At 56.3% G+C, this 26,202-nt stretch carries 29 protein-coding genes and 1 other RNA gene; 17 read left to right on the top strand and 13 right to left on the bottom strand.

Going from position 1 to position 26,202, the window contains the following annotated elements; translation table 11 throughout:
- Positions 1-79: 79 nt before the first annotated feature.
- Entirely contained in the window at positions 80-400 is a 321-nt protein-coding gene (locus tag ACR0JX_RS04110; protein WP_480498172.1) for a DUF1476 domain-containing protein, read from the bottom strand.
- Between the two features lie 186 nt (positions 401-586).
- Between ACR0JX_RS04110 and purC the strand changes: the two genes are divergently transcribed.
- From purC to ACR0JX_RS04070, 8 genes are all read left to right on the top strand, one after another.
- On the top strand, positions 587-1,342 hold the full coding sequence (gene purC / locus ACR0JX_RS04105; RefSeq protein ID WP_480541761.1) for a phosphoribosylaminoimidazolesuccinocarboxamide synthase: 756 nt from the start codon (positions 587-589) through the stop codon (positions 1,340-1,342).
- Between the two features lie 142 nt (positions 1,343-1,484).
- Positions 1,485-2,150: a MarC family protein gene (locus ACR0JX_RS04100; RefSeq protein WP_480541615.1), complete on the top strand. Its 666-nt coding sequence runs from the start codon at positions 1,485-1,487 to the stop codon at positions 2,148-2,150.
- Positions 2,151-2,226: 76 nt separating this feature from the next.
- Positions 2,227-2,853 (top strand): ribonuclease E inhibitor RraB, encoded by a 627-nt coding sequence (locus ACR0JX_RS04095; RefSeq protein ID WP_480541613.1) that lies wholly within the window; start codon positions 2,227-2,229, stop codon positions 2,851-2,853.
- Positions 2,843-3,073 carry a phosphoribosylformylglycinamidine synthase subunit PurS gene (purS, locus tag ACR0JX_RS04090; RefSeq protein ID WP_480541611.1) on the top strand — a complete coding sequence of 77 codons (231 nt, stop codon included), beginning with the start codon at positions 2,843-2,845 and terminating at the stop codon, positions 3,071-3,073. The genes ACR0JX_RS04095 and purS overlap by 11 nt, the downstream gene beginning before the upstream one ends.
- Positions 3,074-3,098: 25 nt before the next feature.
- The gene (purQ, locus tag ACR0JX_RS04085) at positions 3,099-3,767 is read left to right on the top strand and encodes a phosphoribosylformylglycinamidine synthase subunit PurQ (protein WP_480541609.1); all 669 of its coding nucleotides are present in this window, start codon (positions 3,099-3,101) and stop codon (positions 3,765-3,767) included.
- Positions 3,768-3,803: 36 nt separating this feature from the next.
- Positions 3,804-5,582, top strand: a complete 1,779-nt coding sequence (locus ACR0JX_RS04080; protein ID WP_170536903.1) for an ATP-binding protein — start codon at positions 3,804-3,806, stop codon at positions 5,580-5,582.
- An 11-nt stretch (positions 5,583-5,593) separates the two neighbouring features.
- Positions 5,594-6,928, top strand: a complete 1,335-nt coding sequence (locus ACR0JX_RS04075) for a sigma-54-dependent transcriptional regulator (protein ID WP_480541607.1) — start codon at positions 5,594-5,596, stop codon at positions 6,926-6,928.
- A gap of 513 nt (positions 6,929-7,441) precedes the next feature.
- A complete protein-coding gene (locus ACR0JX_RS04070; protein ID WP_480541759.1) occupies positions 7,442-10,198 on the top strand; it encodes an Rne/Rng family ribonuclease in 2,757 nt (918 codons plus the stop codon).
- Positions 10,199-10,256: 58 nt separating this feature from the next.
- Here the strand turns inward: ACR0JX_RS04070 and ACR0JX_RS04065 are convergent, their stop codons facing one another.
- Entirely contained in the window at positions 10,257-10,490 is a 234-nt protein-coding gene (locus ACR0JX_RS04065; protein WP_480541757.1) for a sulfurtransferase TusA family protein, read from the bottom strand.
- A gap of 105 nt (positions 10,491-10,595) precedes the next feature.
- On the opposite strand from ACR0JX_RS04065, the gene ACR0JX_RS04060 reads away from it, so the two are divergent.
- From ACR0JX_RS04060 to ACR0JX_RS04045, 4 genes are all read left to right on the top strand, one after another.
- Complete coding sequence (locus ACR0JX_RS04060) at positions 10,596-11,348, top strand: cytochrome c biogenesis CcdA family protein (protein WP_480541605.1); 753 nt, start codon at positions 10,596-10,598, stop codon at positions 11,346-11,348.
- Between the two features lie 55 nt (positions 11,349-11,403).
- On the top strand, positions 11,404-12,618 hold the full coding sequence (locus ACR0JX_RS04055) for a hypothetical protein (RefSeq protein ID WP_480541603.1): 1,215 nt from the start codon (positions 11,404-11,406) through the stop codon (positions 12,616-12,618).
- On the top strand, positions 12,615-13,964 hold the full coding sequence (locus ACR0JX_RS04050) for a cytochrome P450 (protein WP_480541601.1): 1,350 nt from the start codon (positions 12,615-12,617) through the stop codon (positions 13,962-13,964). Before ACR0JX_RS04055 ends, ACR0JX_RS04050 begins: the two co-directional genes overlap by 4 nt.
- A gap of 70 nt (positions 13,965-14,034) precedes the next feature.
- On the top strand, positions 14,035-14,916 hold the full coding sequence (locus ACR0JX_RS04045) for a fructose bisphosphate aldolase (RefSeq protein ID WP_480541599.1): 882 nt from the start codon (positions 14,035-14,037) through the stop codon (positions 14,914-14,916).
- A gap of 3 nt (positions 14,917-14,919) precedes the next feature.
- Here ACR0JX_RS04045 and ACR0JX_RS04040 read toward each other — a convergent pair whose 3' ends face one another.
- From ACR0JX_RS04040 to fumC, 4 genes are read right to left on the bottom strand one after another with little or no spacing between them, the layout of a single operon-like run.
- Positions 14,920-15,522 carry a DNA-3-methyladenine glycosylase I gene (locus ACR0JX_RS04040; RefSeq protein WP_480541597.1) on the bottom strand — a complete coding sequence of 201 codons (603 nt, stop codon included), beginning with the start codon at positions 15,520-15,522 and terminating at the stop codon, positions 14,920-14,922.
- 59 nt (positions 15,523-15,581) lie between these two features.
- The gene (locus tag ACR0JX_RS04035) at positions 15,582-15,803 is read right to left on the bottom strand and encodes a ribbon-helix-helix domain-containing protein (RefSeq protein ID WP_480541595.1); all 222 of its coding nucleotides are present in this window, start codon (positions 15,801-15,803) and stop codon (positions 15,582-15,584) included.
- On the bottom strand, positions 15,800-15,976 hold the full coding sequence (locus tag ACR0JX_RS04030; protein WP_480541593.1) for a DUF4169 family protein: 177 nt from the start codon (positions 15,974-15,976) through the stop codon (positions 15,800-15,802). The genes ACR0JX_RS04035 and ACR0JX_RS04030 overlap by 4 nt, the downstream gene beginning before the upstream one ends.
- The gene (gene fumC / locus ACR0JX_RS04025) at positions 15,976-17,370 is read right to left on the bottom strand and encodes a class II fumarate hydratase (protein WP_480541591.1); all 1,395 of its coding nucleotides are present in this window, start codon (positions 17,368-17,370) and stop codon (positions 15,976-15,978) included. Before fumC ends, ACR0JX_RS04030 begins: the two co-directional genes overlap by 1 nt.
- Before the next feature lie 205 nt (positions 17,371-17,575).
- On the opposite strand from fumC, the gene ACR0JX_RS04020 reads away from it, so the two are divergent.
- Positions 17,576-18,139 carry a hypothetical protein gene (locus ACR0JX_RS04020; RefSeq protein WP_480541590.1) on the top strand — a complete coding sequence of 188 codons (564 nt, stop codon included), beginning with the start codon at positions 17,576-17,578 and terminating at the stop codon, positions 18,137-18,139.
- Between the two features lie 28 nt (positions 18,140-18,167).
- On the opposite strand, the gene ACR0JX_RS04015 is transcribed toward ACR0JX_RS04020, so the two are convergent.
- The 7 genes from ACR0JX_RS04015 to ACR0JX_RS03985 all read right to left on the bottom strand — a co-directional run bounded on the left by ACR0JX_RS04015 (position 18,168) and on the right by ACR0JX_RS03985 (position 22,979).
- The gene (locus ACR0JX_RS04015) at positions 18,168-18,626 is read right to left on the bottom strand and encodes an SspB family protein (RefSeq protein ID WP_480541589.1); all 459 of its coding nucleotides are present in this window, start codon (positions 18,624-18,626) and stop codon (positions 18,168-18,170) included.
- Between the two features lie 76 nt (positions 18,627-18,702).
- Positions 18,703-19,956 (bottom strand): chromate efflux transporter, encoded by a 1,254-nt coding sequence (gene chrA / locus ACR0JX_RS04010; protein ID WP_480541588.1) that lies wholly within the window; start codon positions 19,954-19,956, stop codon positions 18,703-18,705.
- The gene (locus tag ACR0JX_RS04005; protein WP_480541586.1) at positions 19,953-20,768 is read right to left on the bottom strand and encodes a chromate resistance protein ChrB domain-containing protein; all 816 of its coding nucleotides are present in this window, start codon (positions 20,766-20,768) and stop codon (positions 19,953-19,955) included. Before ACR0JX_RS04005 ends, chrA begins: the two co-directional genes overlap by 4 nt.
- A 129-nt stretch (positions 20,769-20,897) precedes the next feature.
- Positions 20,898-21,329, bottom strand: coding sequence for an ester cyclase (locus tag ACR0JX_RS04000; RefSeq protein ID WP_480541584.1), 432 nt, complete (start codon positions 21,327-21,329; stop codon positions 20,898-20,900).
- 102 nt (positions 21,330-21,431) lie between these two features.
- Positions 21,432-21,779: a transfer-messenger RNA gene (ssrA, locus tag ACR0JX_RS03995) on the bottom strand.
- A 36-nt stretch (positions 21,780-21,815) separates the two neighbouring features.
- Positions 21,816-22,178, bottom strand: a complete 363-nt coding sequence (locus tag ACR0JX_RS03990; RefSeq protein ID WP_480541582.1) for a DUF4345 family protein — start codon at positions 22,176-22,178, stop codon at positions 21,816-21,818.
- A 69-nt stretch (positions 22,179-22,247) separates the two neighbouring features.
- Positions 22,248-22,979, bottom strand: coding sequence for a FadR/GntR family transcriptional regulator (locus tag ACR0JX_RS03985; protein ID WP_480541580.1), 732 nt, complete (start codon positions 22,977-22,979; stop codon positions 22,248-22,250).
- An 86-nt stretch (positions 22,980-23,065) separates the two neighbouring features.
- Here ACR0JX_RS03985 and ACR0JX_RS03980 point away from each other — a divergent pair, with 86 nt between their 5' ends.
- From ACR0JX_RS03980 to ACR0JX_RS03965, 4 genes are read left to right on the top strand one after another with little or no spacing between them, the layout of a single operon-like run.
- Complete coding sequence (locus tag ACR0JX_RS03980; RefSeq protein ID WP_480541578.1) at positions 23,066-23,857, top strand: DUF2182 domain-containing protein; 792 nt, start codon at positions 23,066-23,068, stop codon at positions 23,855-23,857.
- A gap of 4 nt (positions 23,858-23,861) precedes the next feature.
- A complete protein-coding gene (locus tag ACR0JX_RS03975) occupies positions 23,862-24,566 on the top strand; it encodes a DUF1326 domain-containing protein (protein WP_480541576.1) in 705 nt (234 codons plus the stop codon).
- Positions 24,566-25,093 carry a DinB family protein gene (locus tag ACR0JX_RS03970; protein ID WP_480541574.1) on the top strand — a complete coding sequence of 176 codons (528 nt, stop codon included), beginning with the start codon at positions 24,566-24,568 and terminating at the stop codon, positions 25,091-25,093. Before ACR0JX_RS03975 ends, ACR0JX_RS03970 begins: the two co-directional genes overlap by 1 nt.
- Positions 25,094-26,197, top strand: coding sequence for a dimethylsulfoniopropionate demethylase (locus ACR0JX_RS03965; protein WP_480541572.1), 1,104 nt, complete (start codon positions 25,094-25,096; stop codon positions 26,195-26,197).
- Positions 26,198-26,202: the final 5 nt, after the last annotated feature.

Raw genomic sequence — 26,202 nt, 5'->3', positions numbered from 1 at the left:
ACGCCCCGTGTCACATGACCGGGGCGTCAAATCAAATTCATAATACTCATGAACATCATGAGCGGTGCTGCAAAGAGACTTAGATGTCGGCCTCAGCCATAACCTGTTCTTTGGCTTCGACCAGAAGTTCCGCCATCTTCGCGCGAATTTTGGCTTCATCGGCAAGATCGCCCAAGTAGCCTTTGACCGCATTGACGACGTCATCTTCGTTGACGTGCTTCAGGTCGGTTTGAACCAGTTCCTGACCATATTTGCGCGCCTGTTCTACGGTTTCGCCTTTCAGGGTCGAGGCCCAGACAGCCATGAACCGGTTGCGGCGCATACGGGCGATGAACTGCATTTTTTCGTCATGCGCAAATTTCGTTTCAAACGCATTTTCACGTTCGTCAAAGGTGGTCATGAGACAAGGACCTCTTGGGTTGCTATTACTCTGTTGATGATATGACCATACGGCAGCACGGGTGCAAGGGATTTGCGCTGTGTCAAAGTCTCGCTGCCTTGCAAACTTGCGGGGAAGGGGGGCATGGACTATGAGGGCGCCAACCGGCGGGACTCATTCCCACTGCTCAGACTGGAAAGGTCGCTTATGGCGCGTCGCAAGAAAATCTACGAAGGCAAAGCCAAGATTCTGTATGAAGGTCCTGAACCGGGCACAATCGTGCAGTATTTCAAGGATGACGCCACCGCGTTCAACGCGGAGAAGAAGGACGTGATTGACGGCAAAGGCGTTCTGAATAACCGCCTGTCTGAATTCTTCATGAACGGTTTGAACCAGATCGGTGTGCCGACCCATTTCATCCGTCGCCTAAATATGCGGGAACAGCTGGTGCGTAATTGCGAAATCGTGCCGCTGGAAATCATCGTGCGCAACTATGCGGCCGGTACCATGTCCAAGCGTCTGGGCATTGCCGAAGGCACGCAGTTGCCGCGTCCGATTGTCGAATATTGCTACAAAGACGATGCTCTGGGCGATCCTTTGGTTACCGAGGAACATATCGCCGCCTTTGGCTGGGCCAGCCAGCAGGATATGGACGATATCCTCAGTCTTGCCCTGCGCGTGAACGATTTCATGAGCGGCGTCATGATGGCCGTTGGCATTCGACTGATCGACTTCAAGATCGAGATCGGCCGCGTCTTTGATGGTGACTATCAGCGTCTGATCGTCGCCGATGAGATCAGCCCCGACAGCTGCCGCCTGTGGGATATTGAAACAGGCCAGAAACTGGACAAAGACGTCTTCCGCCGCGATCTGGGCAATCTGACGGATGCCTATTCCGAGGTCGCGCGTCGCCTGGGCGTTCTGCCCCAAAGCAACGTGACCAAGCCGACGCTGATCAACTAGGCGATACTGGTCTGAATTCCGTGAAGGCGCCGCTTATCCTTAGCGGCGCTTTTTCTGTTTCAGAACGTTTGACAGCTTATGCGTTCCTGATCATGTTTGGATTTAAGCAGCCAAATAGCTTGCGATCGGGGTGATCTAACGCATGACGGAATTGTTTGATCAGGCAGTTTTCCTGAAGTTCTTGGCCGCCGTGCTGGCAATTTTTAACCCGCTCTATAACATTCCGATCTTTCTCAGCATGACCAAGAACTGTTCGGCAGCGGAACGTCGTCATGTTGCGATTGTCGTTGCAATTTCTGTCACGATAATCGCATTGGCCGCCGTGCTGACAGGCGAAAGAATCCTTGGGATTTTTGGCATAGATGTGCCGTCTTTCCGGATCGCGGGCGGTATCATCATTTTCGGAATAGGTATGTCGATGCTGAAGGCCGAGGATCGCACCCCTGGCGATCAGGCCGCCGTAGCGGAGGGACATCAAAGAAAGCTGAACTTTGCTGTTGTTCCGCTGGCGATACCTTTGACCATCGGGCCCGGCACGATTGCAATTACCATTGTGTTTTCGCATCAGCTGTCTGACGGTACGGAAATCCTGACGCTGGGTGCTGCGATATTGATTGCCTGTGCAATTGTCGGGTTGGGATTGTTGTTCGCGGATCAAATCTCGCGCCTTGTAGGCGAGACGATGATCAACGTTGTGACCCGTATCATGGCGATATTATTGATGGCCGTTGCGGTCGAAATGGTTTTGACCGGCACATTCCATGCGATTGATGCGCATTATCCTGCTTTGTCCAAGGGCGACGGCTAGGGTACCACCTGCGGCAAACTGCGGATCATACAGGGTTGTTCAACGCACCCAACCACGCTATCCCCCGCGCAACGGAATGGGGTCCAACGGTGGATTTGCGCATAATGAAAATTCGGTTGCATGTGATGCTACAAACTGGGTTGTATGGCTCACCGCCGAATGGTGTGCCGTGTCTCGCAGTTCACACTCGTTGCCTGCCGGAATCAGTAAAGGCAAAACCGGTGAAATAATGTACGAGGCCTTTTTATTTCTTCTCGCGTGTGTGCCATTGGTTATCTGGCAGAGCTATCGCCGGTACGCCAGAACCCCTGAGGAGTTAAGAACAAATGAGTTGCAGAAGCTATACGCCGGACAAGATCGGTTTCCTGGCTCTAAAGCCAGCAACGACGAAGCGCGCTCCAAGCTACTAGCTGCCGGAGAAGACCTCTCGTCTACTATGAAGATCAGGCATTCCGCGCAGACTGTTGGCTTCAGAACGCCAATCCGTGCGGAGGATTTGTCGGTGATATTATCTCATAGAGGGTTTCAAGTCGAAGATCGAAAGACAGAAGAACAGCTGAATTTTACTGCTGATTACACCCTCTATTCGATGGTTTTTGACAGAAAAACAGCAGAGTTAAATGATTTTCTTTTCGAACACGGCTGGCAATACAAAGGATGGAATTGCCCAGCGAAAAATGGAGATGACAAAGATGAGAGCTAGGGTGCATGTGATGCTCAAGAATGGGGTGCTTGACCCTCAGGGCGAGGCGGTACGGCACGCACTAGGCGCCATGGGCTTTGATCAGGTCGAAGGCGTTCGGCAGGGCAAGGTGATCGATCTGGAGCTTGCAGACGGCGCGACCGAGGCGGATGTGACCGAGATGTGTGAAAAGCTGTTGGCCAATACGGTCATCGAGCGTTACGAGATCGAACTGGTCTGATCCAGGCCCATAAGGAGGGTTTGCCATGCGCGCTGCCGTTATCGTCTTCCCCGGATCGAATTGCGACCGGGATCTTGCCGTGGCTTTCAAGCAAGCCGGTTTTCAGGTCGATATGGTCTGGCACAAGGATGCGACGCTGCCTGACGGCGTTGATATCGTCGGTGTTCCAGGCGGATTCTCCTATGGCGACTATCTGCGCTGTGGGGCGATCGCGGCCCAATCGCCGATCTGTCAGGCGGTGGTCGATCACACCAAACGCGGCGGGTATGCAATGGGGGTCTGCAATGGATTCCAGATCCTGACCGAAACCGGCATTCTTCCAGGCGCATTGCTGCGAAATGCGGGCCTGAAATACATCTGCAAGACCGTGGGCCTGAAAGTCGAAACCAGCAGCAGCCCGTTTACCGAAGGCTACAACGCAGGTGACGTGATCGGAATCCCGATTGCCCATCATGACGGCAACTATTTCGCCGATGACGATACATTGTCCACGCTGCGGGATAAGGACCGCGTTGCGTTCACCTATACCGAGAATCCGAATGGCTCGGTCGGGGATATCGCGGGCATCCTGTCGGAAAATCGTCGCGTTCTCGGCATGATGCCGCATCCGGAGCGGGCCGCGGATCAGGGGCATGGTGGCACCGACGGTACGGCATTGTTCCGCGCATTGTCGGGCGTCTTGTCGCCAGCGTGACTTGAGGTCAGATCATAGCGCGCGTACCTTCTGGGGATGAGTACAGAGGTTCGCACTGGCTGGTCCAAACTTCTACGACCCTTTCGCGGCGCGCCGCTTGGTTGGCGATTGCGACTGGCCGTTTTTGTCCTTTTGGCCGCCACGGTTGTGACGGTCTGGACGACGAACCGTTTGCTGACGGATCGTTTTACCCAAGATACGCGAAATCGGGCCGAGCTCAGGCTGACACTCGACTCGGGCAACCTGGTCAGTGAGCTGCGCCGCAATGCCATTGTGCCGCAATTGTTGGCGCGCGATCCGACGCTGATTTCTGCCCTGCGCTCCAGCGACTATACGCTGTCGACCCAGCGATTGATTTCATTTGTCGAAGAGATTGGCGCAGCTTCGCTGATGCTTCTTGATAGTGATGGGCGATCAGTTGCCGCAACCGATCGTAACCGTCTGGGTGAGGCGCATCGCAATGCGCCTTATTTTGTGGATGCGATACGGTCAAATTCGACGATTTTCTCGGTCATCCCGCGAGAGGCCGGTGGCTATAGTTTTGTCTATTCACGCCGTATCCAGGGCAACTCGGACATACTCGGCGTGATCGTGGTCGAGGTCGATCTGCAGAAGTTCGAAACTGCCTGGGCGCGGATTGCACATGCGGTGCTGGTCACTGACAGCGCTGGCAACATCATCCTGTCGACCGAACCACAATGGCGCGGGTTGGATGAAGAGGCGGCGATGCTGCGCCAACCACCGCTCAGCGCTATTCAACGCGCGATCCGCGTGACCACAGATTGGACCGCGCTGCCGCCGGATGCCTATCTTCAGGGTGAGGCGGTGATGCGGATGGAAAAACGCATTCCGTTTCGCGGCTGGCAAATGACATCCTTCACCACATTCGAGTCAGTGCGCGAGCGGGTGAACAGCGTTTTAGCGCTTGAGATCATGGGATTTGCGATTCTTCTGGCGCTGGCCTTCTACGCACTCAGCCGCCGCGCCACCTTGCGGATGGCGCTGTTCCAGCGCGAGTCGGCAGAGCTTCGCGCATTGAACACAAGGCTACAGCGGGAAATTGCTGAGCGGGAACGGGTTGAAAAGACGCTGGATTTGGCCGAGCAGACGCTTGCCCAAAGTTCGAAACTGGCGGCGTTGGGAGAGATGTCGGCAGCGGTGAGTCACGAGTTGAATCAACCTTTGGCTGCAATGAAAACCTATCTGGCGGGTGCGCGTCTGCTTTTGCGCCGAAACCGGCCCGAAGAGGCATTGGCCAGCTTCGGCCGCATCGATGGTCTGATCGAGCGGATGGGCGCAATCACCCGACAGCTCAAATCCTATGCGCGCAAGGGGGCGGATGCGTTTTCGCCCGTAAATCTTGGAGAAGCACTGGCTTCGTCGCTGTCGATGATGGAGCCTCAGTTGCGCCAAAGACATGTTAAGATCACTCAGATTCTGCCCGAAGAGCCGGTGTTGGTGAACGGAGATCGGATGCGGATCGAACAGGTTATGGTCAACCTGTTGCGCAATGCTCTGGACGCCACCAAATCGGTGGCTGAGCCGGATGTGGAAATCATCTTGGCGGCGGGAGATATGGCGGTGCTAACCGTGCGCGACAATGGCTATGGCATCGATGACATCGAGAACCTGTTCGAGCCGTTCTATACCACCAAACAGCCCGGCGATGGCGTCGGGCTGGGGCTTGCCATCTCGTCCGGGATCGTGAACGACCATGGCGGACGGCTGACTGCGCGTAACGGCCAGCACGGCGGCGCGGTGTTTGAAATGCAATTGCCCATACTGGGTAGCGACGGCCTTGAGGCCGCAGAATAAAAGGGAAGACTATGGCCCAAGCCATGAAGATCGCCATTGTGGATGATGAACAGGACATGCGCCAGTCGATCAGCCAATGGCTGGCATTGTCGGGGTATGACACCGAGACCTTCGCCAGCGCTGAGGATGCGCTGAAGGTTCTGGGCCCCGAATATCCGGGGATTGTGATCTCGGACATCAAGATGCCCGGCATGGATGGCATTCAATTGCTGAAAAAGCTGATGGGGGCGGACAGCACTCTGCCTGTGATCATGATCACCGGTCACGGCGACGTCCCTATGGCGGTTGAAGCGATGCGCGTTGGCGCGTTTGATTTCCTTGAGAAGCCCTTTAACCCGGATCGTATGTCGGAATTGGCGAAGCGGGCCAGCAATGCCCGCCGTCTGACCTTGGACAACCGGGCCCTGCGCCGAGAGCTATCGGGTGGCACCCAGATCATGAACAAACTAATTGGCGCTAGCCCTGTGATGGAGCGTTTGCGCGAGGATATACTGGACCTTGGTCAAGCCGATGGCCATGTGCTAATTGACGGTGAAACCGGGACTGGGAAGACCCTTGTTGCGCATGCTCTGCATGCAGTGGGCAGCCGAGCGGGCAAGAAATTCGTTCTGGTCTCCTGCGCGGCGCTGGAAGAAGAGGCTTTGTCTAAACGCCTTTTCGGGCCGATGATGCCCGAAGACGCTCAACTGCCCGCGATTGAAGAGGCGCGCGGTGGAACACTGGTTCTGGAAGACGTTGAAGCGCTGAGCGACACGCTGCAGGCGCGCTTGCTAAGCGTGATGAACGAACAGGGCACCCCGGCAGAAACGCGTATCGTTGCGATTTCCAACCTGCAAGAGGCCGGAAAGACCAGCGAGGACGTGCTGCGCCCCGATCTGTTCTACCGTCTGGCGGCACTACGGATAACCATGCCGCCTTTGCGGCAGCGGGGCGAAGACATTCTGACCCTGTTCACGCGCCTGAGCGAGCAGTTTGCCGAGGAATACGGCTGCGATGCACCGCAGGTGAGTGCGCAAGAAGCCGCACAATTGTTGCAGGCCCCGTGGCCGGGCAATGTGCGTCAGTTGATCAACATCGCGGAACGCGCTGTGCTGCAATCGCGGCGCGGGTCGGGGACGATTGCGTCATTGCTGATGTCGGATCACGAGGAAATGCAGCCGGTGATGACCACCGAAGGTAAGCCTTTGAAGGAATACGTCGAAGCGTTCGAACGGATGCTGATCGACAACACGATGCGCCGTCACAAGGGATCGATCGCGTCAGTGATGGATGAGCTATGCCTGCCGCGCCGGACGTTGAACGAGAAGATGGCCAAGTACGGTCTTCAACGGTCGGACTATTTGTGAACAAGGGGAGGGGGCCAGCCCCCTCTTGAGCCGTTGGCTCAATTCACCCCCGGGATATTTTTTGGCCAGATGAAGGGGATCCTGCGCTGTGTTGGCAGGCGGGATGCAGTTTGCCCATTGTGTTTTCCACAGGACTGCTTTTATTGTGTCCGGACGGGCCGGACCTTTTTCGTGTCTTTAAGTCCCGATTTTTTGAGTTTCGCTGTTTTGCCGAAGGTGAACGTTGGTTTTCATCGCAAAGCAGACCGATTGTGCCCCTTTCCCCGGGGCAGTGGAGTGCCTGAGCCCGATGCGTCGGGCGAAAGGAATAAATGGGCAGGCAGCGGTGAGCCGCGTCTGTCGGAGAAGAACCGCGATGACGCGCGCGCAACGTTTGAAAGACCGGGCAGGGGGCCAGAGCGCCAGACCCTGCCGCGCGCCGTCTAATATCGCCCTGACAAGACACCTTCCCAAATGCGCCTGTCCGCCTGGACAGGTCAGGACAACGCGTTTGGCGCGGTGCACCAAGGACACATGGCTAAGAAAATGCTTATCGATGCCACCCACGCGGAGGAAACCCGCGTCGTGGTGGTCGACGGAAACAAGGTCGAGGAGTTCGATTTTGAATCCGAGAACAAACGCCAGCTTGCTGGCAACATCTATCTTGCAAAAGTAACGCGGGTCGAGCCGTCTCTGCAGGCGGCCTTTGTAGATTATGGCGGGAACCGGCATGGATTCTTGGCGTTTTCCGAGATTCATCCCGATTACTACCAGATTCCCGTCGCCGACCGAGAGGCGCTGATTGAGGAAGAGCGCGCTTATGCCGAGGCCATGAAGGCCCGGGATGAGGCGGAAGAGGCCAAGCCGAAAAAGCGCCGCCGCTCGCGCACCAAAGCGGCGGATGTGAAATCCGATGATGCGGTTGAGTCGATTGAAGTGTCGAACGAGCCGACCGGCATGGAAACCATCGACCTGGAAGAGGGGGAAGAAGCGGATCTGGCGGTTGAGGAAGGAACCTCGCCTGCGGATCGTGTCGCCGAAACACCCGTCGAAGAACCGGTTGATGAGGTTGAGACCTCCGATGATGCGGTTGCCGAGGAGGTAACCCAACAGGGTGTGGAAGACACCGCGCCGGAAGACGCATCTGAGGCCGAAGCAGAAGCGGTGGCTGAAGAGACCGCGGAATCTGAACAGGCCGAGCCTCTAAACGAGATCGAAGAGGCGAAATCTGACTCGGATACCGATGAAGGTGAAGAGAGTGAAGCACTGACGGACGCGGCTGAAAAAGACGCATCCATCGAATCTGTGGCTGACGAGGATGACAGCGAAGATATTCGCCCGCCGCGCAAGCCCCGCCCGCGCCGGTACAAAATTCAGGAAGTCATCAAGGTCCGTCAGGTTCTGCTGGTGCAGGTGGTCAAGGAAGAGCGCGGCAACAAAGGGGCAGCGCTGACCACCTATCTGTCTCTGGCAGGGCGCTATTGTGTTCTGATGCCCAACACAGCCCGTGGCGGCGGCATTAGCCGTAAGATCACCAACGCACCTGATCGTAAGAAACTGAAAGAAATCGCCGCCGAGATCGATGTGCCAACGGGCGCTGGGTTGATTATCCGTACTGCGGGGGCCAAGCGCACGAAGTCCGAGATCAAGCGCGACTATGAATATCTGCAGCGTCTATGGGAGCAGATCCGCGAGCTGACGCTCAAATCCATTGCACCTGCGAAAATCTATGAAGAAGGCGATCTGATCAAACGGTCGATCCGTGATCTTTATAACCGCGATATTGATGAGGTTCTGGTCGAAGGCGAGGGCGGGTATCGCATCGCCAAGGACTTCATGAAAATGATCATGCCGTCCCACGCCAAGAACGTGAAACGGTATGAGGACGCGTTGCCACTATTCGCACGCTATCAGGTCGAAAGCTATCTGGCCGGGATGTTCAACCCGACCGTGCAGCTGAAATCCGGTGGCTATATCGTGATCGGTGTGACCGAGGCGTTGGTGGCGATCGATGTGAACTCTGGTCGGGCGACCAAGGAAGGTTCGATCGAGGAAACCGCGCTCAAGACCAACCTTGAGGCCGCTGAGGAAGTGGCACGCCAGTTGCGTCTGCGGGACCTGGCGGGTCTGATCGTGATCGATTTCATCGATATGGACGAGCGCAAGAACAACTCAGCCGTCGAGAAGCGTCTGAAAGATAAGCTTAAAACCGACCGTGCGCGCATCCAGGTGGGCCGCATTTCGGGCTTTGGCCTGCTGGAGATGTCGCGCCAGCGCCTGCGCCCCGGCATGCTGGAGGCAACCACGCAGCCGTGCCCGCATTGTCATGGCACCGGCCTGATCCGCTCGGACGACAATATGGCACTGTCGATTCTGCGTCAGATCGAAGAGGAAGGCACCCGCCGCCGTTCGCGCGAAGTTCTGGTGCGTTGCCCGGTTGGGATTGCCAACTTCCTGATGAACCAGAAGCGCGAGCATATCGCTCAGATCGAGGCGCGCTATGGTCTCTCTGTGCGTGTCGAAGGGGATTTGCATCTGGTCAGCCCGGATTTCTCGATGGAGAAATTCAAGACGGCCAGCCGGATTGTGCCCGAGGCCACCGCGCCGGTTGTATCTGTTGATGCGTCGCTGATGGATATGGTTGACGAGACTGATGAGGACGAGGTCGAGGACGAAACCGTTCAGGCCGAAGAAGAGGTCAAGCCCAAGCGTAAACGTCGCCGTCGTCGCCGCAAGAAGGGTGGAAATTCTGGCGAGCAACAGGATGGCGAGGCTGACGCGTCCGAGGCAACTCCCGAAGAGGTAACGCCGGACGACATCCCAGCGGAAAGCGCTCAGGAAGACCGAGAGGCCACAGGCGAAGAGGAAAAACCCGCCAAGCCGAAACGCCGCCGGGCGCCGCGTCGCAAGAAAAAAGACACCGAACCCGTTGCGGCAGAGGTTGAGGTGGCGGATGCCGAAGTTCAGCAAGACCCTGAAGTGCAAGCGGCTGAGGATGCCTCGGTTGAACCTTCAGAACCTGCGACAGGGCCTGAAGTGGCTGAGACGGCCGTAGAAGAAGCACCCGTTCCGGCTGAGGGACTTGCGCCGGAGCAAGACGAACCTGAACAGGCAGCTGAAGAGTCCGTTGCTGTGGAAGAGGTTGCAGAACCTTCCACCCAAGAAGTTGTAGAGCCTGCCGTAGAAGAAGCTCAGGCCGAACCCGTTCTGGAAACGGTGGCAGAAGAGCCAGAGCAACCAAGCGAACCCGCCAAACCCAAACGGCGCGGCTGGTGGTCGCTGGGCAGCTAAACCAAATAGAAAAGGCGGGTTTGGCGCCCGCCTTTTTCGTTGCCTCTTCGGGCCTCGATCAGCCTTGTTTCTGGATCAGATAGATCTGATGCCCGTTCTCTTCGCCTTGCGAAACGAGTTTGTGGCCAGACTCTGTGCAGAAATGCGGTACATCGATGATCGCGGCTGGGTCATCGGCCAATACGCGCAGCACCGCGCCGCCGGGCATGGATTTCAGCCGTTTGCGCGCCTTCAGCACAGGCAAGGGGCAAAGCAGCCCAAGCGCATCAAGGGTCTCGGTTGGATTTGACATAAGGGTCAGATATTTCCACTTTGCCATGGTGTCCAGCGTGCAACCACGAGGTTGTGACTGATTGGCCCCGTGACGAAGCCGCTTTCATACCATATGTGCAGGTCTATGTTCGGAATAGATATCATCGACGCGGGACTTCTGCCTGCCATGTTCATCGCCATGATCGGCGGGTTGATTAGCTTTCTGTCACCCTGCGTTTTGCCGATTGTGCCACCCTACCTGGCCTATATGAGCGGTGTGACCATCAACGAGATGCAGGATGAGGCGCGTGCCCGACGCAAGGCGACGCTGTCTGCGCTGTTTTTTGTGTTGGGTCTGTCAACCGTCTTCTTGCTGCTGGGGTTCACTGCATCGGCCTTTGGGGCGTTTGTTCTGAAGAATCAAGAGCTTTTTGCCAAAGCTTCCGGCGCGGTGGTGATCATCTTTGGCCTGCATTTTCTGAACGTGTTCCGTATCCCGCTCTTGGATCGTGAGGCGCGGGTTGAAACTGGTGATTCCGGAGGGTCCGTATTTGGAGCCTACATTCTGGGTCTCGCCTTTGCCTTCGGGTGGACACCCTGCATCGGCCCGCAGCTTGGGGCGATCCTGTCACTTGCCGCGTCCGAGGCTTCGGTCGCGCGCGGCACGCTTCTGCTGGGCGTATATGCGGCAGGTTTGGGCATTCCGTTTCTGCTGGCAGCGATGTTCCTGAACCGCTCGATGCATGTGATGAATCGGATCAAGCCCTACATGGGTACGATTGAAAAGGTGATGGGGGGGCTGTTGCTGTTCGTTGGCATCATGCTGATTACTGGTCTGTTTACCGAATTCAGCTGGTGGCTGCTGGAAACTTTCCCGGTGCTGGCGGTCCTGGGCTGATCCATCTTACCTTGGCCGCAATGCTGCGTTAACCTGCGCAGCAGAAGGTAAGGCCATGAGCAGTCAGACAAAACAGCCACAGGTGCGCAGACGGCGGGTGTTCTACATCCCCGGCTACGACCCGATTCCTGCCCGGCGCTATCGTGAGCTGTATCGGACCGAATCCCACCAACAGGCTGCGATTTCAGGATATGAAATCTCTATTACGCCGAAATCAGGTGAGGGGCCGTTTGGTTGGCATGTCACCTCAACTCAGGACGGGGTTGAGGTGCAAACGGATATCGAGGTTCTGGTCTGGTCTGACATCGTGCGCGACAGCATGTCCGGTTCGATCCTGGGGACCTACCTGCAGCTTGCCCGTACGGCCTGGATTTATGTCTCAACCGGAACGCTGCGACGTCTTCGTAAGCTGAGAAAAGGGCCGGTGATTGCAGCGCTTTATCCTGTCGGGATGCTGCTGTTACAACTGCTTGCCGCATTGGGCGTCGTGGCCGGAGTAACGGCAGTACTGGGGATTTGGATTGGCGTTTGGGCACTGCTCTCAGCTCTGGCTTTCGCCTATTTGCTGTTGCGTTGGTTCCGGAAGATCGACAACCGCCTGTTTGCTTACTACCTGATGCATGACTACGCCTATTCCGCGCGATTGAATGGGGAAACGCCAGCGGTACTGCAGGATCGTCTGGATCAGTTCGCCGCGCTGATCAGCGCATCCTTGCAAGACAATGTGGATGAGGTTCTTGTGGTTGGCCACAGTTCCGGGGCGCATTTGGGCGTTTCGGTGTTGGCCGATGTCATCCGTGGCAATGGCCACGCGTCGGAAGGTCCGGCGCTTTCATTCCTGAGCCTGGGGCAGGTGGTCCCGATGGTGTCATTCCTGCCAGATGCCAGGAAACTGCGGGGCGATCTGCAATTTCTGTCAACTCAAGAAAATCTGACCTGGGTAGATGTCTCGGCCCCTGGCGATGGATGCTCCTTTGCGTTATGCGATCCGGTTGCGGTTTCCGGTGTGGCCGGGCCGGACAAGATCTGGCCCTTGGTCCTGTCTGCGGCTTTCACGCAGACATTGTCGCCTGAGCGTTGGCAGGCATTGCGCTGGAAATTCTTCCGGCTGCATTTCCAATATCTCTGTGCCTTTGATCAACCTGGCACCTATGACTATTTCCGCATCACCGCTGGGCCACAGACGCTGGGTGCGCGATTTGCGGGGCGGCAGCCGTCTAAAACGCGTATCGAAACCCCGGTTTCCAAATACAGAAACGTTAGCCCATGACGCCGCCCAAGCCAAAATCCCGCCCGGATGGTGTTTCATTATGGCGTTATCTGAAACTGTTTCGGCGGGATTTGCTCTCGGCGCAGCCTCAGCGCCTTTATCGCGCCTGGATGGCTGAGTTTCGCACGCCGTTCTTCCGATCTTACATGATCAACCAGCCTGATCTGATTGATACGGTCCTTAAGAAAAGACCGGATGATTTTCCAAAATCCAGTCGGATCAGCGAGGGGCTGCGGCCGTTGTTGGGTAACTCAGTATTCCTGACCAATGGCGAGACCTGGAAACGGCAGCGGCGCATCATTGATCCGGCCTTCGAGGGCGGTCGTCTGAAAGATACCTTTCCGGCCATGCGTGAGGCTGCCGAGGCCTGCGTAGCAAGACTGCGCGATAAAACAGGCCAGCAGATCGAATGTGAAGAAATCACCAGCCACGCCGCAGCCGATGTGATTTTTCGAACGTTGTTTTCTGTGCCAATCGAGAACGAAATCGCCACCGAGGTCTTTCAGAAATTCCGCGTCTATCAGCGCGCGCAGCCTTTGTTGAACCTGGCCGCTTTTGTGCCTCTCCCACACTGGTTGCCCCGGTTTCATTCCAGGAACACCCGCCAAAGTGCACAGGATATTCGCTCTCTGATTGGTCGGCTGACAGCAGAACGGGCGAACGCGATCGAACAGGGCCGGGCACCAGATGATCTGGCCACGAAGATCATGACCACGGCTGATCCCCATACAGGCAAGCGGTTCAGCACGGATGAGATGGTCGATCAGGTGGCGATCTTCTTTCTGGCAGGGCATGAAACCAGTGCCTCCGCCCTGGCGTGGACGCTGTACCTGATGGCGCTTTATCCCGAGTGGCAGGACAAGGTTGCATCCGAGGCAGAGGCGTTGGACGACCGCACATTCGCGGCCATGTCACGCCTCAAGATCAGCAGGGATGTCTTCCGCGAGGCACTGCGCCTATATCCGCCTGTTCCGATGATGGTGCGGCAGGCCAGCTGTCCTGAACAGTTCCGGGGTCGCGAAATCCGCAAAGGCTCACAAATCGTCATAAGCCCCTGGCACCTGCACCGGCAGGAGAGGCTATGGGACAATCCGGATGCGTTCGACCCCGCCCGCTGGAGCACAGAGAATGGCAAGACCTGTCAGCGAGAGGCTTATATTCCGTTCTCAGCCGGCCCCCGCGTTTGTACAGGTGCTGGGTTTGCAATGGTTGAAGGGCCGTTGATCCTGTCTATGCTGCTACGCGCCTACAAATTCGAAACAATCCCCGGCAAAACACCTGTTCCCGTCGCACATCTGACCGTCAGATCAAAGGATGGCATCTGGTTGCGCATGGTTGAGCGCTAACAAACTACCATCCCCTCACGCCGTACTGTATTCGGAGGGCAACGGAATCAGTTTTGAACGGGAAAGCATTATGTCCAAGGCAGAACAGCGCGCGCAGATGTCCACAGGCGCAGGGTTTATCGCAGCACTGGATCAAAGCGGCGGGTCGACACCAAAGGCGCTGGCTCTTTATGGCGTGGAAGCCTCGGATTACGGATCGGATGCCGAGATGTTCGGCGAGATCCAGAAGATGCGCGCGCGGATCATTCTGGCGGATGATTTCACCAAGGACAAAGTGATTGGTGCGATCCTGTTTGAACGCACGCTGGAGGAACAGATCGAAGGCCGCAAAGTGGCTGATTACCTGTGGTCGGTCAAAGGTATCGTGCCGTTTCTCAAAATCGACAAAGGTTTGGAAGATCAGGCAAATGGTGTGCAGTTGATGAAGCCAATTCCCGGTCTGGCAGAAACTCTGGGCAAAGCCGAAGGTGTTTTTGGGACCAAGGAACGCTCGGTCATTCACGAAGCAAATGCCGAAGGTATCGCAGCCGTGGTTGCACAGCAGTTCGACGTTGCACGCGAAGTTCTGGCCGCCGGAATGGTTCCCATCATCGAGCCCGAGGTGAACATCCATTCCGAAACCAAGGCCGAGGCCGAAGACATCCTGAAGACAGAGATCATCAAGAACCTGGACCAGCTGGGCGAAGGTCAGGATGTGATGTTGAAGCTGACGATCCCCAGCGTTGCGGGTCTCTATGACACGGTCGCCGATCACCCGCGTGTTGTACGTGTTGTCGCCTTGTCTGGAGGTTACTCGACCGAACAAGCCTGTGATCTGCTGGATCAAAACAGCAAGATGATCGCGTCCTTCTCGCGCGCGTTGACCGAAGGGCTGTCAAAGCAGCAATCCGATGCGGAGTTCAACGCAGCCCTGGGTGGGAACATCGACAAGATCTTTAACGCCTCCTGCTAAACCTTAGACGGGTTTGACAAAATCGCGGCGCATCTGCGCCGCTTTTTCCCGAAAGGCGCAGCCTTCGGCGTGATCATTGATCAACCCCATCGCTTGCATAAAGGCAAAGACGGTGGTGGGTCCCACGAACTTCCACCCGCGTTTTTTAAGATCTTTGGACATGGCGATGGATTCTGCTGAGGTTGACGCGGTTTGCGGCGGCGGAGGGGTTTCTGGCTCGAACCGCCAGACATAGGCCGCAAAGGAGCCCTCGGAGGCCACTAGGTCCTGCGCGCGGCGGGCGTTGTTGATCACAGCTTCGATTTTGCCACGATGACGGATGATGCCAGTGTCCTGCAATAGACGTTCGACATCCGCATCAGAAAACGCAGCCATCTTGTTGAAATCAAAGTTACAAAACGCCTTGCGAAAGTTCTCGCGCTTCCGCAGGATGGTCAGCCAGCTAAGACCGGATTGAAAGCTTTCGAGGCAGATTTTTTCGAACAACCGCTGGTCATCGGAGACCGGGTAACCCCATTCATTGTCGTGATAGTCAGGATATTCTGGTGCGGACATGCACCATGTGCACCTGGCTTTCCCGTCTGGCCCGATCAATGTCTTGCTCATGAATGTACCCGTTATGTTCCGATTTGACGCTACACCTGTTAGGGCGCGGCTGGCAAGGGTCAAAGCTTCTCGCGATACCAGTTCAGAATGAAAACACGGATGGCCGAGGCAAGACCCGTTTCTGGATCCCGGTCAACATCAATCTCGGCGGCCAAGGCGTTGATTGGTTGATCTTTTTCAAGTGCGATATCGCGAAAGGCTCGCCAGAATTCATCTTCCAAAGACACCGATGTCCGATGTCCTTTGAGGGTCAGAGAGCGTTTGACAGGCCGACCGCTCATTCATCCAGCTCGTGATTGTCGAGATCGCGTTTCTGCTTGTCCTGTTGCAGTTGCACGACGTCTTTTTCGGCTTTGCTCCGCCCAAAGGCGACAGCGTTCTGATCTGCGCGGGCCTTATTCTCGGCCCGCGCTTTTTCCTTTCGGTACCGGTTCAGATTGACCGGCTTGCCCATCAGTCTTTCGGGCCGATCATTTGTTCTGGCCGGACGACCGCATCAAAGGTCGCCTCGTCGACAAAGCCCAGCGCGATGGCCTCTTCCTTAAGGGTGGTACCGTTCTTATGCGCGGTTTTGGCAACCATGGTGGCGTTGTCATAGCCGATGGTCGGCGCCAATGCCGTCACCAGCATTAGCGACTCTTTCATCAGCTTGTCGATGCGCGGCTCATTGGCCTTGATGCCCAGCAGCATACGTTCGGTAAAGCTGTCGGCGGCGTCGCCCAGCAGTTGGATCGACTGCAGCAGGTTATAGGACATCATCGGGTTGTAGACGTTCAGCTCGAAATGACCCTGAGATCCCGCAAATGTCATGGCGGCGTTGTTGCCCATCACATGGGCTGCGACTTGTGTCAGTGCTTCGGCCTGAGTCGGGTTCACCTTGCCCGGCATGATCGACGAGCCGGGCTCATTCTCTGGCAGAATCAACTCGCCCAGACCGGACCGGGGGCCGGAGCCGAGGAAGCGGATGTCATTGGCGATCTTGTAGCAGCTGCCCGCAATCGTCGCCAAAGCACCGGACAGGAAGACCATGGCATCATGGGCGGCCAGCGCCTCGAACTTGTTGGGCGCTGTCACAAAGGGCAGGCCGGTGATCTCGGCCATGTGGCCGGCAACAGCTTCGCCCCAGCCGTTCTGCGTGTTCAGGCCGGTACCCACGGCCGTACCACCTTGTGCCAGCTCATAAATCCCGGGCATTGCGGCATGTACGCGGGCGATCCCTTGGCGGATCTGATGGGCGTACCCACCGAATTCTTGCCCCAGAGTCAGAGGCGTTGCGTCCTGCGTATGGGTCCGACCGATCTTGATGATGTCTTTGAATTCACCAGCCTTCTGTTCCAGGCCCGAAGCCAGCTTCTCAAGGCCGGGCAGCAGAACATCACGCACGCTCATGGCAGTGGCGATATGCATGGCGGTCGGGAAGGTGTCGTTTGACGACTGGCCCATGTTGCAGTGATCATTGGGGTGAACCGGGTCTTTGGAGCCGATAACGCCGCTCAAAATCTCGATCGCGCGGTTGGCGATGACCTCGTTCGAGTTCATGTTGGACTGCGTGCCCGAGCCGGTCTGCCAGACGACCAAAGGGAAGTTGTCGTCAAACTTGCCTTCAATCACCTCACCTGCAGCTTGAATGATCGCATCGGCGATCTTGGCATCCAGTTTTCTGTTTGCCTTGTTTTCAATTGCGCAGGCTTTCTTGATCACGCCCAGCGCACGCACGATGGCCACGGGCTGTTTCTCCCACCCGATGGGGAAGTTCATGATCGAGCGCTGCGTCTGCGCGCCCCAATATTTGTCGGCAGGAACCTCTAGCGGGCCAAAGCTGTCGGTTTCGGTGCGGGTCTGAGACATCGGGTACTCCGTCTGGTATGCAGTCGTATGCCGTTTAGCTGCCTTAAGCGTATCGCGCAATCGGCCAGTTGCGCGCACCTTAGCCCTAAGGCTGCCAAAGGTATAGCGCCGGGCTGCGTCATTTTGTTCTTGCAACAAGGGATTGTGGCATTGTGCAGCGATCATGCTTAGCTAGAATGAACAGGCTTCGGTTGAGGAGGACGAGATGCCCGGTACCCAACGGTTTGTGCCCTTGAAATCCATGGCGGCGGTTTTTGTTGCAACGCTATGGCTTGGGCTGCTGAACATCGCTGCCCAGGCTGCCAACATCGAGCCCTTTGTCGGGGACTATATCGGATCGGCGAATGTGGTGGATGCGGATGGCACATCGACCCCCCGGGATATGAGCGTTTCAATCCACGACACCAAAAACGGGTTCAATGTCAGCTGGAAAACCACCACCTACAAGGCCGATGGACGGGTGAAAGAGCAGAAATTCTCGATTGATTTCCAAACCTCAGACCGGCCCGATGTGTTCTCGGCTGCGATGAAACGCAATGTATTTGGGCATGAGGTGCCACTGGACCCGATGCAGGGTGAACCTTTCGTCTGGGGGCGGATCGAAGGCGATACTCTGACCGTGTTTTCGCTGTTTATCGACGAATCCGGCGGGTACGAATTGCAACAATATGACCGGACATTGGCAGAAGGTGGGCTGAACCTGTCATTCTCGCGCTTTATCGATGGGGAAAAGTCGCGCTCAGTCGAAACTTTCCTGAAAAAGCAATAAACCCCGCGTTACGGCGGGGTTTAGAAGACTATTTGCGGAAGCTGTCTAGCGAGACCACGTCAGCGTCGTGATGTTCTTCGGGTTCTTCAACCTCGATTGATTCTTCGACCAGTTCATCCTCGTCCAATTCATCCTCGGGGCTTTCAAAGCGCAGGCCAAATTCAACTGAAGGATCAACGAATGTCTTGATCGCCGCGTAGGGGATATACAGCGGTTCGGGCGCGTCACCGAAATTTAGCGTGATGGCAAAACCGGTATCCCCGACCTCAAGGTTTTCGAACCAGTGCTGCATCACGATTGTCATCTCTTCGGGATAGCGCTCATGCAGCCATTCCGCGATTTGCACACCCGGTTCGCGGGTGTCAAAGGTAATGAAAAAGTGGTGGGCACCGGGCAGCCCGGTTTCGGACACATCGGTCAGAACAGTTTTGATAAGGCCGCGCATGGCGGTGTGCATCAGGTTTCCATAGTCAATGTCTTGCGACATGGGTCATCCTCGAAAGTGGTCGTCTCCAGCATAGGCGTTTTAACCGGAAACGAAAGAGCGGGAATCGATGGATTGATCAGAACAGATGCAGGCATATCCCTGCACCCATCATCAGCGTCAACACCGTGGCCATCCCCAGTTTTACCCTAAGAATCAACACCCCAGCTACAAATGTGAGCAACAGCGCGGTGAAGTCCAGTGATCCGAATCCCGGAACAGGAAGCGAAAGCGGGCCCCATTGAAACTGGGATATGTCATGGAACAAGACATTCAGGGCAAACCACAGTGACAGGTTCAGAATCACGCCTACGACCGAGGCTGTGATTCCATGCAGCGCTGCGGCCAGCCGTGGTCTTGAAGCCAGCCGGTCCAGATAGGGGGCGACTAGGAAAATCCAAAGAAAACAGGGCACAAACGTTGCCCATAGCGCCACCGCACCTGCGGCGAGCGCCAACGAAAGCCCACCGCTAATTTGCCCCGTCAGCATCGCCACGAACTGGGTAACCAGGATCAGGGGTCCAGGGGTGGTTTCTGCAAGGCCCAACGCATCGATCATTTGGCCCGTGCTGATCCAGTTGTACTGGTCCACGACGGTCTGGGTCATATAGGCCAGTACAGCATAGGCCCCGCCAAAGGTCACAACGGCCAGACGAGCAAAGAACCAGCCCAAATCGCTGAGCAATTGCTGCCCCGACAGCGACAGCGCAATCAGCGGCCCAAGCCACAGCGTCAGCCAGATCGCGGCAGTGCGAAATGGATTGGCGAGAGTTGGGGCAGGGGATGCCCGTTCCTGCGACGCAGCACCTTTGAATGAGGCATAGCCCCAACAGGCCGCTGCAAGAATAATCAGCGGAAACGGTATGTTAAACAGGAATATCCCCAGAAAACCCAAGGCTGCGAGAACGCGGTGCTGGGTGTCATTCAAAGCCTTGCGCGACAGGTTCCGCAGGGCTTGCAGAACGATGACGATCACGGTGGCCTTGATCCCGAGAAACCCTGCCTGAACCAGAGGCAGATCGCCAAAGGCTGCATAAAGCGTGACAAGAACCGCGATCACAAGGGCTCCTGGCAGCACAAACAGCGTTCCAGCGATCAATCCACCCATGACCCCGCGCAACCGCCAACCGGCATAGGTGGCAAGCTGCATGGCTTCGGGGCCCGGAAGCAACATGCATAGCGATAAGGCGCGCAGATAGGTTTGTTCATCCAGCCAGGGGCGGCGTTCGACCAGTTCCTGATGCATCAGCGAGATCTGAGCGGCTGGGCCACCAAAGGACAGCAGCCCGATCCTGCCGAATACGCGTATCAGATCGCGGAGTGTTGGCGTCATGACTTCCGGTCCGTTGGCCAGTCGTGGGTTTCATCAAACCCATCACGGGCCCAACGGTATAAGGCATCATAGAGATGCAGTCCCGCCTCAAGGTTTTGGTGATCGTCGCGGTATTGCCGGGACAAACCAACCGAAACCGCCAGTAAGCCAGCAGCCCCAGGCGCGAGGTCGTGGCGATTAGTATCAGCCGCCCGAACCACAGTCGAAAGCCGGTCGAGAGCATCCGATCGCAGGTATAGCTTGTCGAGTATGGTGTCGAACGTGCAGCGGTCGCCTTGATGGCTCCATTCTGTGTTTTCAACATCAAATGGCGTCGCGTTGAACTTTTCCGCCACACTTTCCACTTCGGAGGGCGCGACGAATAAGAACTTAGCTTTCGGGTCAACAAAACGCCGGATCAGCCAGGGGCAGGCGATACGATCTATCTTTGGTCGGTGCCGCGTCACCCAGACAGTATGTCGATCTATTGAGCGCGGCAAAGATGCCGCTGGTATACGCAGATTTCCCGGCAAGTCCCGCCAGGCGTACATGCCACCTTCAAGATACTCAGCCTTGCAACCTTCGCCACGCAGCCACGAGACGATACCTTGGCTGAGTTTCTTACCCTTTTGGCAGATAATCACGCTGTCATGGTTCCCAACACGTTTTATCAGACCGTCAATATCGGAAGCCGGATGTCGGCCCGATCCGGGGATCAGAAACGGGTCGGCCTCAAAATCTTCGTCCACGCAGATATCGATAAGCATCGGGGCCTGAGGTGTTCCGATCAGACGCAACAGTTGCTTTGGGGTAATTGAGTTCGGCGATGCCATGGCATGTTTCCTTGCAATCTCGGATACATGCGAAACTTGGGCTGGCGCCTCACGGGGCGTTCGCAATCTTACCCCATGGCCCTTGCTAACGTGCAAGCAACCAAAGGGTCAAGATTGTACGGCGGTGACTTAGGCCCAATCCAACCGTTGGCCGGTCATACAAACGGGCAGCGTATCCTGTGGAAACTGACCAAGCTGTTCGAAAAGCGAGACAAAATCAAACTGATTGTAGGCCTCGACCATTTTGTCATCTTTGAAGCGCGCCATGACTTGGCCTGTCACCTCCAGCGGTGCGCCATTGTCGGCGCGGAAGGTTTTGACATGCAGGATCGCCGATACCCAGTTACCGTTTTCGATGATCTTGGGCATTTCAACAGAAATCTCACCCAGAATATGCCGAAATGCCATAACGAGATCGCGGAAGTCATCCGCACCGACCTGCATTTCAGGGATCAACCCTTCTGCCATTGTATCCGGTGCGAAATACTGATCGATCGCGTCGGTATTTCCCTGTTCCCAAACCTCAGCATACCATGCTTTGAGGATATCAGTGTGAGTCATCCCGGCTCTCCTATCTGTTTGGAACGACAATCTGCAAAAGGGATGAAGAAACTCTAAATCTTTGCAGAAAAAGAATTAAACTCAGACATAAGATGTTTTGGAAATGCAGGTTTCTGTTGCCAGGTACCTGCGAACCCCGCCTTACACGGCTAGGCGCAAGGGCTTAAGTTTCGGTCTTGCTACTGCTTACGCAGCAACTGCAACCGGAGCACGATTGTCGTTTGCAATTGTACTAGTTTCGCCGATAACGGTGGCAGACAGCCGAGACAAAGCTAACCCCTTTAGACGTTCGTCGATCCTATTTCGGCCCCAGAATCCTCAAACGAAGGATGGTTGGTGGAGCCGCCGGGTACCGCCCCCGGGTCCGATCCGCTTATTACGAGCGCGTTTATGTCCATAGTCCCGAAGGACATACCCTATATAGGGGAGGTTCCTTCGGGTTGCAAATCCCGAATAAATGAGCGCTGATCTTTATTTAACAGTATGTTACGCAGTTTTATTGAAGTTCGCTGCGATCAGCCAGATCGCCAACACAAGCTCGATTCCACCAAACGTTGCGGCTTTAACAAACGGTGGGTTGTCCAGCACAAGAGACACGAACCGCCCCAATGCAGCCCCGGCATAGACCACGCCCAGCATGGTATAGGCCATCGGCGCATTCAGCCAGATCACCGCGATCCCGGTAACAACAAACAACCCGCCGACCGAGGCGCGCATCTCGCTTAACCCCATGGTGCTGTTCGTGGGTGCAAGATCCAACGCGTTGGCCGTGTAGGCCGGGGCCAGAAACCCAAAGAGCCCAAAGCCGATTGTAAGCAACGCGGCAATTACGTTCAGAGTGGTGATCATATCGGCCTCAGATATTGTTCAGTCCGCTACAGATAATCTATTGGTTTGCAAAGGAAAGGTATTGTTTGTTCAGGCTGGCTTGCGCTTGCGTTCGGCCACATCCTGAGCCAGTTGCCGTGTATAGGTTTCCAACTCAACCAATGCGGAATCGACGGTTTCGGCATCCCTGGCTTCTAGCGCATCTGCGATTTTTGTGTGGTAGGTGATGATCGCTTCGCGGGATCGGGCCGTGAAAGTGATCATATTCATCAGGGGCTGCATGGCCTCAACCGCACCGGCCAGTTGATAAGACAGAACCGGATTGTCGGCCCCATCTACAAGCGCCCGGTGGAACGCCACATCCGAGGCGCAGAACGCTTCGTCTGTTAAACCCGGCTGGGCTTGTCGGAAAATCTCGGCTCGCATCGTGGCCAATTGATCCGCTGTTCGACGTTTGGCCGACAAGGGCGCACAGGCGCGTTCCAGCGCGTATCGCGCCTCGCACGCCGTATCGAACCGGACAGCATTCATCGACAGCAGAAGTGTCGAGGTGGTGATCTGCTGAGAATACGCATCCTCAAAGCTGAGCCGATTGACAAAGGCTCCGCCCGTCGCCCCGCGTTGCGTGCGGATCAGTGACTGTGCTGCTAGTCGTTTCAATGCCTCACGCACTGTGGGGCGCGACACCTGAAACTGCTCGGCAAGTTCCGCCTCAGACGGCAGGCGTTCATCGACGATCAATTGGCCTGAGATTATAGCGTCCCGTATGGCCTGCGCGATTTGGGCAGATAGATCAGCCGGTTTCTGAGGATCGATTTTCATAATTACTTGCCCGATAGTCAGATTTTATTTGTCTGACATTTAAAAGTCTGACATTTGAAAAGCAAGGACTGAGTCGGGAGGGGCGCATGAGTCGCGCGGTTCTACGCACTGGATTGTGGCTGGGCTTTTACGCAGCCATCTTGTGGGCGTGGTGGATGATGTTCTCGATGAGCCGCAGCATGGATATTGATTGGATCGGTCGGCCCGGCCCAATGGGGCAGGCCATGGCGGCGATGGACCCGCGGATGGACATGTATATGCCCATGGCCGAGTTCGGGCCGTTGTTTTGGATGTGGGCCATCATGATGGCAGCGATGATGCTGCCGACCCTGGTGCCAACCCTGCGCAGCTACGATGATCTGATACACAGCGCCAATGGAACGCGCGCCGGATGGCTGGGCGTGCTGGCTGGATATGCGGTCGTCTGGGTCGGATTTGCGGCTTTGATCACCGGGGTTCAACTTGTTTTGCTGTTCGGCGGGGTGGTCGATATGCTGGGGATTGCCAAATCCGGCTGGGTCGCCGGTGGGCTAATGATTGTTGTTGGCACATTCCAGTTCTCGCGCGTGAAAGAGGTGTGCCATGGGGTGTGCCACGCGCCCATGACTTACTTTCTGGGACATTGGAAAACCGGCTTCACCGGCGGTTTGCGCATGGGCTTGGGCCTGGGCACGTTCTGTGTCGGATGCTGCTGGGGATTCATGGCGCTTGGCTTTGTGGGCGGCGTCATGAGCTTACTTTGGATGGGTCTGGCGACTGTGTTCATGGTGTTGGAGAAACTGCCCCAGATCGGGCATCGCGTGACGCGGCCCATGGGGTTTCTATTGATTGCAGGTGGTGTGCTGTTGCTGGCGTTCCCCTTGAACTACGGAGGATAAGCGAATGGCTAAGAACAGAAAGATTGATGCCGACAGGCTGCCGATCAGCCAGCGGATCGACAGTCGAATGCCCAATCCCAAGCGGCGCGATATGAGCCCGACGGAGTGGGGTATCAAAGGCGAGCTGATCCTGAACTGTTCCTGCGATGTGTTTTGTCCCTGTGTCGTGTCGCTAGGCGCGCATCCCCCGACCGAGGGGCATTGTCATGCGTGGATGGGTGTGATCATCGACGAAGGCCATTACGAGGGCGAAGACCTCAGCGGACTGAACGTGGGTCTGCTGGTCGATATTCCCGGTCGTATGGGTGAGGGGCAATGGAAGGTTGCCGCCTATGTCGACGAACGCGCCAGCGGCAAGGCTTATAACGGGTTGCTGCAAATCTTCAGCGGTCAGGCAGGTGGCACCACGGGTCTGTTTACCATGCTGGTGAGCGAGATTATCGGTGCTGAGCGTGCGCCGGTCCAGATCGAACGCGATGGCACCAAGCGCCGGATTGTGATCGGCCGTAAAATTCAGGGCGAGATTGAAATGCTGGCCGGGAAAGATCCCGAACACCCGGTGATGGTCTCGAATTCGAAATACTGGATGGGTCCCGACATCATCGTTGCGCGCGGTGTCAAATCCAAGGTTCGGGACTATGGTCGCGTGTGGGATTTCGGTGGCAAATCCGCCGAGATTTGCCCGATCGACTGGCACGGACCAAAGTGATGATCACCGGAGCCTATGCCCGCGAAATGGCGCGGTATAATCATTGGCAAAACAACCAGTTGTCAGAGTTCCTTGAGGCGCTGACCGAAGAAGAGTTGACTCGCGAACGCGGCGCTTTCTTCGGCTCGATTTTGGGCACAGCGAACCATCTTCTTTGGGGCGATTGGATCTGGATGTCACGTTTTGATAAGGGCGATGGACCCGAGGCCAATATCCATCGTGCCGGCGGTGGCATACATGAAAGCGTGTATCTGTGCCCTGATCTGGAAAGCTGGCTGAGCCTGCGAAACCCTATGGATACCCGTATCTCAGACTGGGCAGAGACGCTTGGAGATGATGCCATATCAGGGCCATTTATCTGGTATTCAGCGTCAAAAGAGGCCGAAGTCACATTGCCTTATGCGCAATGCATCATGCACTTTTTCAACCATCAGACGCATCACCGTGGTCAGTTACACAAAATGCTGACCGAGACCGGCTCTGGCGCGCCGGTCAGCGATCTGTGTTTCATGCCAACGGAGGGCTGAATGCCGCAAATATCATTGTCTCGCCGTCTGCGGCGCACACCCTTCTCGGAAGGTGTCACGGCTGCAGGGGTCAAAGGCTATACGGTTTACAACCGTATGCTGTTGCCGACGGTGTTCGAAAGCGTCGAGGCAGACTACCGTCATCTCAAGTCCCATGTTCAAGTCTGGGATGTCTCGTGTGAGCGACAAGTGGAACTGCGCGGGCCGGATGCTGCGCGATTGATGCAGATGCTGACGCCGCGCGATCTGCGGGGTATGCTGCCGGGGCAGTGCTACTATGTGCCTATCGTGGATGAGACTGGCGGTATGCTGAACGATCCGGTGGCGGTGAAACTGTCTGAAGATCGTTGGTGGATATCCATTGCCGACAGCGATTTGCTGTTGTGGGTCAAAGGCTTGGCCAATGGCTATCGGCTGGACGTGCTGGTGGATGAACCCGACGTATCGCCTTTGGCCATTCAGGGGCCCAAGGCAGACGAGCTGATGGCACGGGTGTTCGGGGACCGGGTGCGTGATATTCGGTTCTTCAAATTCGATATGTTCGAATTCGAGGGGCGCGATTTGGCCGTCGCCCGCTCGGGCTATTCCAAGCAGGGCGGGTTCGAGATTTATGTCGAAGGCGGCGATATCGGGATGCCGTTGTGGAACGCGTTGTTCAACGCGGGCGAAGACCTGCAGGTTCGCGCCGGTTGCCCGAACCTGATCGAACGGATCGAGGGCGGGTTGCTATCTTATGGCAATGACATGACGGACGACAACACGCCGCATGAATGCGGGTTGGGCAAATTCTGCAACACCCATACGGCGATTGGCTGCGTGGGCAGGGACGCTTTGTTGCGTGTCGCCAAGGAAGGCCCGGTGCAGCAGATTCGCCCGATTGCGATTGAGGGTGATGCAGTGCCGCCTTGCGTTGAACCGTGGCCGGTTTATGCAGAGGGAAAACAGGTTGGTCAGGTGACATCTTCCGCCTGGTCGCCTGATTTCACGACCAATGTTTCGATTGGGATGATGCGATTGAGCCATTGGGACACTGGAACCAAGCTTGAAGTGGAAACGCCTGACGGGATGCGGAACGCAACAGTACAGGGTCATTTTTGGATCTGACATGG

The organism is Ruegeria sp. AH7, assembly GCF_056541325.1.
This window is presented reverse-complemented; position numbering and strand designations above follow the sequence as displayed.